The sequence below is a fragment of the Roseinatronobacter sp. NSM genome, from assembly GCF_052379845.1.
Taxonomy (GTDB): Bacteria; Pseudomonadota; Alphaproteobacteria; order Rhodobacterales; family Rhodobacteraceae; genus Roseinatronobacter.
Map to the genome: position 1 here is coordinate 1 of NZ_JBQTCF010000096.1, position 864 is coordinate 864.

Here is an 864-nt window from a genome sequence, read left to right on the forward strand (position 1 = left end):
TTTGCGACGTTGCGCCTGAAGCCATTCCCCGAAGGCCGCCACCAGAGGCGCAGTGCGCGACTGACGGGCAGACAGGCGCTGGCCCGGCGAGATGCCGCGGATGTCAGCCTCAACCGCATAGAACTCGGTGATGCGACGCAGACCTTCAGCCGCGATTTCCGACCCATCGCGGTCGAAGACTTCCTTCAGTTTGCGCCGCGCATGTGCCCAGCAATGAGCAATCCGAATGGGATCGCCGCCCTTGCGCGTGGGTTTGGTAAGCCGGTTATAGCCCGGATATCCATCTATTTGCAGGATGCCATCAAAGCCGGTCAGGAAGGTTTCGGCATTTTCGCCCGCGCGGCCTGACGCATAGAAATATACAACGCCCGGTGGGTCGTCTCCGCCCCAGGCACGGTCATCCCGCGCCAAGGCCCAGAGATAGCCGGTCTTGGTCTTTCCCCGACCGGGATCGAGCACAGGGGCTGTCGTTTCATCCATGAACAACTTGCCCGAGGCTTTCAGATGCTCGGCCAGCCTGTCAACCACGGGCCGCAAGTGGAAGGCCGCCTTGCCAACCCAGCTCGCCAACACGGCGCGGTGCAGATCAATGCCAGCTCGCGCCAGGATCTGGCTTTGGCGATACAAGGGCAAATGGTCCGCGTCTACGGGGCTTACGCGGCCGCATCTGCGGCCACGGTCCCCTTCGACTTGCTGACGAGAATATGCGCGATGGCCCCTTCAGTGGGGAGAGCCGCATCAATCAGGAAAGCTGGCACAGGGGCCTGACGCACACCGTCAGTGCAAGCACGACACGCGTTCGGGCAGTCATTCGAACCGATGGCATTCCTGCCCTCACTTCGGGCGCACCGTGACAATCACCCG

At 62.4% G+C, this 864-nt stretch carries 1 pseudogene; it reads right to left on the minus strand.

Annotation, left to right across the window (positions count from 1 at the left end):
* Positions 1-797, minus strand: a pseudogene (gene tnpC, locus ACTZWY_RS19775) (IS66 family transposase); the annotation flags it as partial.
* Positions 798-864: the final 67 nt, after the last annotated feature.